The sequence below is a fragment of the Kitasatospora sp. NPDC098652 genome, from assembly GCF_044760155.1.
Lineage (GTDB): Bacteria > Actinomycetota > Actinomycetes > Streptomycetales > Streptomycetaceae > Kitasatospora.
Window position 1 is genome coordinate 33,570 of record NZ_JBIWAQ010000003.1, and the last position, 9,123, is coordinate 42,692.

Annotated in this window: 5 protein-coding genes; all 5 read left to right on the forward strand. The window is 74.4% G+C overall.

The features are described 5' to 3' along the window. Window positions 1-2 precede the first annotated feature (2 nt). On the forward strand, window positions 3-1,325 hold the full coding sequence (locus tag ACIQWA_RS08235) for an MFS transporter (RefSeq protein WP_402479788.1): 1,323 nt from the start codon (window positions 3-5) through the stop codon (window positions 1,323-1,325). 75 nt (window positions 1,326-1,400) lie between these two features. Continuing rightward, entirely contained in the window at window positions 1,401-2,681 is a 1,281-nt protein-coding gene (locus ACIQWA_RS08240) for a cytochrome P450 (RefSeq protein WP_360229368.1), read from the forward strand. Between the two features lie 102 nt (window positions 2,682-2,783). After that, a complete protein-coding gene (locus tag ACIQWA_RS08245) occupies window positions 2,784-3,488 on the forward strand; it encodes an SDR family oxidoreductase (protein WP_402479791.1) in 705 nt (234 codons plus the stop codon). 147 nt (window positions 3,489-3,635) lie between these two features. Continuing rightward, the gene (locus ACIQWA_RS08250; protein WP_402479794.1) at window positions 3,636-8,612 is read left to right on the forward strand and encodes an amino acid adenylation domain-containing protein; all 4,977 of its coding nucleotides are present in this window, start codon (window positions 3,636-3,638) and stop codon (window positions 8,610-8,612) included. A 226-nt stretch (window positions 8,613-8,838) separates the two neighbouring features. Continuing rightward, complete coding sequence (locus ACIQWA_RS08255; protein WP_402479796.1) at window positions 8,839-8,961, forward strand: hypothetical protein; 123 nt, start codon at window positions 8,839-8,841, stop codon at window positions 8,959-8,961. The last annotated feature ends 162 nt before the right edge of the window (window positions 8,962-9,123 follow it).

The following is a 9,123-nucleotide window of genomic DNA, read 5'->3' on the forward strand; positions in this document are numbered from 1 at the left end:
CCGTGAAGCCCGTCGAACCCAGCACCGCCGAGCCCGGCACCGCCGAAGCTTCGGCCCTCGGAGCGGCAGGCCCCGGAGGCAGCGCCCCGGACACCCCCGCCCAGGACGTGCCGCTGATCCGCAACCGCGACTTCCAGGCGCTGTGGATCAGCCGCTTCCTCGCCAGCGTGGGCAAGGAGTCGGCCGAGGTCGCCTATCCGCTGCTGATGCTCGCGATCACCGGTGAGGCCGCCTACGCCGGCGCCCTCGGCGCGACCCAGCTCATGGTCACCGGAGCCGTGTCGATCGCCGGCGGCACCCTCGCCGACCGGATGGACCGCCGGAAGCTGCTGATCGCCTGCGACGCCACCCGGGCCCTGATGCTGCTGCTCTTCGGCGCGCTGGTGCTGGCCGACCGGACGAACGTGCCGGCCGTCTTCGTCCTCGCCGTGGTCTCCGCGGTCTGCCTCGGCCTCTCCGAACCGCCCGCCCTCGCGGCGATCAAGCAGGTGGTGCCGGCCTCCCAACTCACCCGCGCGACCGCCCAGAACCAGATCCGGCCGCTCGGCGCGACGGTGGCCGGCGCCCCGATCGGCAGCTCGCTGTTCGGGGTCGCCCGGGCCCTGCCCTTCGTCGCCACCGCGCTGACCTTCGTCTGCTCGGCGCTGACGCTGCTGTTCATCCGGCGCCCGATGCAGGCGGCGCCGACCGGCAACGACGAGCGCCGCAAGGCCCTCGACGGCTTCCGGTTCATCCTGGGCCGCCCGGTGCTGGTGATCTGGATCGTCTGGATCATGGGCTCCAACATGGCCTTCAACCACACCGGGGCCTTCCTCGCGCTGATCGCCACCGCCAAGGAGCGCGGCGCCTCGGAACCCGAGATCGGCATGATGCTGAGCATCGCCGGCGCCGGCGGGCTGGTCGGCGCGGCCCTGGCCACCTGGGTGTTGAACCGGCTGCGCCCCGCGACGATCTTCCTCGCCGCGGCCTGGCTGGGCCCGGTCGCCGCCGTGCTGCTGATGACCGTGCCCGGAGTGCTGCCGCTCGGTGTCCTGCTGGCCTGTGTCTTCCTGCGCGGTCCGATCGTCAACGCGCTCTTCTTCGCGTACGTCGCCGTCCTGGTGCCCGACCGGCTCCAGGGCCGGGTGATGGGCGCCGTGATGTTCCTGTCCTACGTCGCCCAGCCACTGGGCATCCTGGCGGTCGGCTCGATCTTCGACCTGGGCGGCGCGCCCTGGGTCTTCGCCTTCATGGCCCTGGTCTCGTCGCTGGCGGCACTGCCGACCCTCACCCGGCTGATCCGCCGGCTGCCCCACCCCGACGCGCTCGCCAGCGCCCCGTCCTGACACCCGCAGCTCCAGCAGTTCCCGGCGTTGCAGCACCTCCTGACCGCCCGAATGCGCCTAGTCGAGGGAATCACCGTGTCCGAAACCCGTTCCGAAGCCCGTCCGGAAGCCCGTCCGGACGGCGCCGTCTGCCCCTTCCGCGTCCCCACCGAGTTCGTCACCGACCCGGGGCCGAACCCGCACCCGGCCACCGCCGAGCTGCGCGCCCAGGGCGCGGTGCACCCGATCGACTTCCCCGCCGGGGCCGACGGCTCCTACGTGGTGATCGACCACGACAGCGTCACCCGCGCGTTCGGCGACCCCCGGCTGTCCAAGCGACTGGACGCCGCCCCGGCCTGGTTCCGCGACCAGACCCTGCAGAACAGCTCGGTGCTGGCCAGCAACATGCTGCTCGCCGACGGCGCCGAGCACACCCGGCTGCGCAGCCTGGTCAGCCGCGCGTTCGTGCCGCGCCGGATGGAGCTGCTGCGCCCGCAGATCCAGCGGATCACCGACGACCTGATCGACGCCTTCCCGGAGTCCGGCGAGCTCGACCTGCTGGACGCCTTCGCCCTGCCGCTGCCGCTGATGGTCATCTGCGCCTTCCTCGGAGTCCCGTACGAGGACCGGCCGTTGTTCCAGCACTGGGGCAAGGTGCTGAGCCAGGACCCGAGCCAGGAGGGCGACGCGGCCCGCGAGCGCAAGCTGGTCAACGACGCGGTGGTGGAGTACTTCACCGACGTCCTGGCGAAGCGCCGCGCCGAGCCGCAGGAGGACCTGCTCGGCGACCTCGTCCGGGCCGCCGACGAGGACGGCGTGTTCACCGACGCCGAGCTGATCTCCACCGCGATCTTCCTGATCATCGCCGGCCACAAGACCACCGCCAACCTGATCGGCAACGGCGTGTGGGCCCTGCTGACCCACCCCGAGCAGCTGGAACTGCTGCGCTCCCGGCCGGAGCTGATGGAACCCGCGGTCGAGGAGTTCCTCCGCTACGAGGGCTCGGTGGACCGCGGCACGCTGCGCACCACCACCGAGGACGTCCGGATCGGCGACGTCGAGATCCCCAGCGGCAGCTTCGTCCACCTCTCGGTGTCCGGCGCCAACCGCGACGCGGCCGTCTTCCCGGACCCGGACCGCTTCGACATCACCCGCAGCCCCAACCGGCACATGACCTTCGGTCACGGCCCGCACTTCTGCGCGGGCGCGCCGCTGGCCCGGCTGGAGGGCCAGATCGCCTTCGCGACGCTGCTGCGCCGGCTGCCCGAGCTGGAACTCGCCGTCCCTGCGGACCGGTTGACCTGGGTCGCCGACAGTTCGATCAGTCGCGGCCTGGAGGACCTGCCGGTACGGTTCACCAGTCGCCTGCCGCGCTGATCCGCCCGGGCGGCCGTAACCGAGAGCGCCGGACCAACGGGCGCCGAACCGAGGAGCGCTGCACCGCGGAGCGCTGCACCGAAGAACAAGGAGCACCACCTCATGACCGACTCCCCCGTCACCCTCATCACCGGCGGTTCGAGCGGCATCGGCGCCGCCACCGCCCGCCGGCTGCTCGCCGAGGGCCACCGGGTGACCGTCACCGGCCGTGACAGCGACCGGCTCGCCCGCTTCGCGGAGGAGACCGCCGCGAAGCCGGACACCCTGCTCACCATCGCCGCCGACGCCGCCGACCACGAGGCCGTCGAGGCCGCCGTCCAGGCCACCGTACGCACCTTCGGCCGGCTGGACACCGTCGTGGCCAACGCCGGTTACGCCACCCACGACTCGCTCGCCGACGGCGACCCGGCCGGCTGGCGCGACATGGTCCTCACCAACGTGCTCGGCCCGGCCCTGCTCATCCGGTCCTCGCTGGCCGCGTTGAAGGAGTCCAAGGGCCGGATCGTGCTGATCGGCAGCGTCGCCGGCGTGGTCTACACCCCCGGCAACATCTACGGCGCCACCAAGTGGGCGGTGACCGGCCTCGCCGAGAACACCCGCCGGATGGTGACCGCCGACGGGATCGGCGTCACCCTGGTCGCCCCCGGCCGGGTGGAGACCAACTTCTGGGAGGGCGCCGGCGGCGCCCCCCAGGGCCTCAACCTGACCGCGGACCAGATCGCCGACTCCATCGTGTGGGCGGTCCGCCAGCCGGCCGGCGTCGACGTGAACACCGTCGTGATCCGGCCGGTCGGACAGGCCGTCTGACGGCTCGTCCGCCCCTGCGGGCAGGCCGTGCCCAACGGCCTGCCCGCCCCGCACCCCGCACTCACCTCGCCGAGATCGGCCGCCGCACTTCGTACGCCTTCCGGTGACGCCCAGTCGCCACCCGCGAGACTCCAGGAGCGCCAGCACATGACCACCGACCCCGGGACGACCACGGGACCGGACCTCGCACCGACCTCCCCCGACGGCCTCCGAGACGAGCTGGCCCGGCTGTGGGCCGAGATATTCGGGGTGGCGGCCGTCGACCCCGCCGTGGACTTCACCGAGCTCGGCGGGAACTCCCTGCACGCGGCGCGGGTCGCCGCCAGGATCCGCGGGCGCCACGGCGCCGACCTCACCGTGCGGGAGCTCTTCGAGGCCCGGACCGTCACCGGCCTGGCCCACCTGCTCGACCAGCGGCTGCGCCACCGCGCGGACGGCTCCCCGACCCGGGCGGCCGCCCTGCCCCCGGTGCGCCGGGCGCCCGGCGAGGGCCCCGCGTACTCGCTCGGCCAGCGCCGGCTCTGGTTCCTCGACCACCTCAGCCCCGCCGCCGGCGTCTCCTACAACGTGGCGGCGGCCACCCGGTTGCACGGTCCGCTCGACCGGGCGGCGCTGGAGGCCGCCTGGGCGTCGGTGGCCCGCCGGCACGAGCAGCTGCGCACCACCTTCCTGCTCGTCGACGGCGAGCTCGACACCCGGGTGCACGACGCCGGCGTACCGCTGCGCACCACCGACCTGAGCGGGCACCCGGCACCCGAGCAGACGGCCCTGGACCGGGCGGCGCGACTGGCCGCCGAGCACATCGACCTCGGCCGGGAGCCGCTGCCGCGGCCGGCCCTGTTCCGGCTGGGCGAGGACGACCACCTGCTGGTGCTGGTCCTCCCCCATCTGATCGCCGACGGCCGGACCCTGGACGTCATCGACCGCGACCTCGCCCGGGCCTACCGGCGGCACACCGGCGGCCCGGACGAAGCCCTGCCCGAACCGGCGCTGTCCTACCGGGACTTCGCCCACTGGCAGCAGGAGCTCGCGGCCGCCCCGGACGCCGACGCCCGGCTCGCCCCCTGGCGCGGCTACCTCCAGGACGCCCCCACCACCCTCGACCTCCCCGCGGACCACCCGCGCCCCGAGGTCCGCAGCCACCGCGGCCGCCGGGTCACCCGGCGCACCGGCTCCGCCCTGTTGACGGCGGCCCGCGAGCTCGCCGCGGCCACCCGCACCACCCCGTACGCGGTCTGCCTCGCCGCGTACGGCCTGCTGCTAGGCGAACTGACCGGCCGCCAGGACCTCCTGGTCGCCTCCCCCACGGACGGCCGGCCGGAGCCCGCGCTGGAGGACGTCGTCGGGTTCTTCACCAACACCGTGCCGGTCCGGCTGCGGCCGGGCGGCGGCAGCTTCCGGGAGGCCGTGAAGGAAGCCCACGGTTCGGCACTCGACGCCGTCGAGCACCAGTACGTGCCCTTCGAGCGGCTGGCCGCCGAGTTCGCCCCGGCCGGTGACCTCTCCCGCACCCCACTGGCCCAGGTCGCCCTCGCCTACCAGGGGCCGCTGCGCCCGCACGCCGAACTGGCGGGCCTGACCGTGCGGCCGCGGACCGTGGACAACGGCACCGCCAAGTTCGACCTGACCCTCGAAGTCCACGAGGACGGCGAGGAGTTCGTGCTGAGCGCCGAGTACAGCACCGACCTGTTCACCGAGCAGCGGACCGCGGCCCTGCTCGACCGGTACGTGGAGCTGCTCGCCTCGGCCCTCGACCGGCCCGACCACGCGACTGGCCCGGACCGTTCGGCCGTTCCCGTGCAGGCCGCCGCCGCGACGCCGAACGGCGCACCGGACTGGCAGGGCCGCTGCCTGCACGAGGTCTTCGCCGAGGTGGCCGCCCGCCACCCGGAGGCGATCGCCGTCACCGACGGCACCCGCCGGCTCAGCTATGCCGAGCTCGACCGGGCCGCCAACCGGCTGGCGCACCGCCTCCGCCGGCACGGCGCCGACGTCGAACAGCTCGTCGGCCTGTGCGCCGAGCGCACCGTCGACCTGGTCGTCGGCCTGCTGGCCATCCTCAAGTCCGGCGCCGGCTACCTGCCGCTCGACCCGCGCCACCCGGCCGCCCGGCTGGACGCCACCCTCACCGACGCGGGTTGCCGCCTGCTCGTCGGGGACGCCGAGTCCTGCGAGCCGCTGCTCGGCTCCGCGGAGCGCACCCTGGTCCGGCTCGACGGGCCGCTCGGGGACGGGCCGCTCGGGGACGGACCGCTCGGGGACGGACCGCACCGGGACGGGCCGCAGGACGGCGGGCCGGGGGACGGCCGGTCGGCCGACGACGAGTCCGTGCGGCCGCCGCGGTCCGGGGTGGGACCGGACAACGTCGCCTACGTGATCTACACCTCCGGCTCGACCGGAAAGCCCAAGGGCGTCGTCGTCACCCACGCCAACGTGACCAGGCTCTTCACCGCCACCACCGCGGACTTCGGCTTCGACGCCGACGACGTCTGGACCCTGTTCCACTCGATCGCCTTCGACTTCTCGGTCTGGGAGCTCTGGGGGCCGCTGCTGTACGGCGGCCGCCTCGTCCTCGTCCCCTACCTGGTCAGCCGTGACCCGATGGCCTTCCTGGAGCTCCTGCGCACCGAGCAGGTGACCGTCCTCAACCAGACGCCGACGGCCTTCCGGCACCTGGCCGCCGTCGCCGAGGACGCCGGCTTCCCGCCGCTCGCCCTGCGCACGGTCGTCTTCGGCGGCGAGGCGCTCGACCCGGCGATGCTGCGCGGCTGGGCCGGCGGCTACGGCACCGCCCGGCCGCGCCTGGTCAACATGTACGGGATCACCGAGACCACCGTCCACGTGACCGTCCGTCCGATCGGTATCGCCGATCTCACCGGATCGACCAGCCCGATCGGCCGCCCGATCGGCGACCTGCGGGTGCACGTCCTGGACGAGCGGATGGCCGAGGTCCCGCCGGGCACCGAGGGCGAGATGTACATCGGCGGCCCGGGGGTGGCCCGCGGCTACCTCAACCGCCCCGAGCTGACCGACGAGCGCTTCGTCCAGGACCCGTTCGGTGCCCCGGGCGAGCGGCTCTACCGCTCCGGCGACCTCGCCGTCCGCCTGCCGGACGGCGAACTCGAGTACCGGGGCCGGGCCGACCAGCAGATCAAGCTGCACGGCTTCCGGATCGAGCTCGGCGAGATCGAGCGCGCACTGCTCGACCAGCCCGGGGTGCGCAGCGCCGCCTGTGTGCTGCGCGAGGACACCCCCGGGGTGCCGCGGCTGGTCGGCTACCTGGTGCCCGCCCCCGGCCGGCCGCTCGACGCGGAGTCCGTCCGCTCCGCACTGGCGCAGCGACTGCCCGCGCACATGCTCCCGGCGGCCTTCGTCCAGCTGCCCGCCCTGCCGCTCACCGCCAACGGCAAGCTCGACAAGACCCAGCTGCCGGCGCCCGGCACCGAGGCGGCCGCCGCACCGGGCACCCAGGCCGCCCCGGCCGCCCGCACCGCTCCGCGGACCGAGACGGAGCGCCGGCTCGCCGAGGTGTGGCACACGGTACTGCGCGGCGACGAGCCCGACGTGCACGCCAACTTCTTCGCCGTCGGCGGCGACTCCATCATCGCCATCCGGCTCGGCGTGGCCGCCCGGGCGGCCGGACTGCCGGTGACCATCGAGAGCATCTTCCGCAATCCCACGGTTGCCGAGCTGGCCCGCCACTGCGAGCTCACCGCCACCGCCGAGGAACCGGCCGGACCGGCCGAACCGGCGCCGCTCTCCACCACCCTGGCCGACCTCGACCCGGACTCGCTGCCCGAGGACGTGACGGACGCCTACCCGACCGCGGCGATGCAGCTGGCCATCGTCTACGAGTGCGAGCTCGCGGACGACGAGGAGTCGGGCCTGTACCACGACCTGATCAGCGTCCGGGTGGACGGCGCCTTCGACCGGACCGCGCTGGAGGCCGCGCTCGCCGACCTGGGCCGACGGCACGAGATCCTGCGGACCTCCTTCCACCTCGGCCGGTTCCGCGAGCCGATGCAGCTGGTGCACCGGCAGGCCCTCGTCCCGCTCACGGTCGAGGACCGCCACCACGGCCCGGAGCTGGGCGACAAGGAACGCGAAGCCCTGCTGCACGCCTGGTGGGAGCGGGAGAAGGCGGATCCGTTCTACCTCGACGAGCCGCCGCTGGTGCGCTGCGCCGTGCTGCACGACAGCCCGCAGGCCTTCCAACTGTCCTTGGCGGTCCACCACTCCATCCTCGACGGGTGGAGCCTCGCCCGGCTGATGACGGAACTCCTGCTGGCCTACGACGCCCGGCTCGGCGCGACGGACGCCGCTCTGCCCGAGCTGCCGCGGACCAGGTACCGCGACTTCGTCGCCGCCGAGCAGGCCGCCCTCGCCGACCCGGCGGCCCGGGACTACTGGGCCGGGCTGCTCCCGGCCACCGCACCGGCCGCCGAGCTGCCGGTCCTGCCCGGCGGCGGCAGCACCGACGAGTTCGCCTTCCACGCGCCGCTCCCGGCCGAGCTCGACGCCGAACTCGACCTGGTCGCAGCCGAGTTGGGCATTCCGGCGAAGAGCGTCTACTACGCCGCCCACGCCTGGGCGCTGGGCCGGCTCACCGGCCGCGCCGACACCGTCGGCGCGATGCAGGTCAACGGCCGGATGGAGCAGGAGGGCGGGGACCTCGTCCTGGGCCTGCTGCTCAACATGGTGCCGGTGCACGTCCGGGTCGACGGTGGCCGCTGGGCCGACCTCGCCCGGGCCGCGTTCGACGCCGAGCGGGAGCGGCAGCCGCACCGGCGGTACCCGCTCGCCGCCATGCAGCAGCTGGTCGGGCGCGACCACCGCCTGTTCGAAGTCGCCTTCAACTACACCGACTTCCACGCCTTCGACGACCTCGACGCGCTCGCCCGGATCCGCACCGGCGACTGGTGGTTCTCCGACCGGCACAGCTTCCCGCTGATGCTGGAACTCACCCGCTCCCCGCACACCGGGGAACGCGCGCTGTCCGTCACCGTGGGGGTGGACAGCCCCCTGGCGGGCACCGGGGCGCGGCTCGGCGAGCTGGTCCTCGAGGCCCTCCGGCAGATCGCCGCCGACCCGCACGCCGAGTACCCCGCCGTCGGCGGGGCGTGACCGGTCCTGCCCTGACCCGGTGGCCGCCCGGCGGGGCGGTCACCGGCGGGGCGGGCGGATCCGTAGGTGGAGGCGGAGGTTCGGGTTCGAAGCTCCGCCGGTCGGCCAGTGAGGGCGCAGTACCGGCCATCCGGACCGGTTCGGTTCGTGGGCGGCGGTCTCCGTGCCAGAGTGACGGTGTCCAGACAACCCACCCGTCCCACGGGTGTACCGAAGGGGGCTGCACATGCGCTCGAACGTTCTGATGAAGGCGGTCGTCGGTGCCACGGCCGTGGCCTGCATCGCCGTCGGCGGCCTGGCCGGCGCCGGGACCCAGGCCGCGTTCGCGCGGTACTGCGACTCGCTCTGATCCCGGGCGCCACCGAGGCGCCATCCAGGCGTCAGCCGGGGAGCATTCTGACGGTGGCAGAAGGACCCGGGGTGGGGGGGGGGGGGGGGCCCCCCCCCCCCCCCCCCCCCCCCCCCCGCCCCCCCCCCCCCCCCCCCCCCCCCCCCCCCCCCCCCCCCCCGC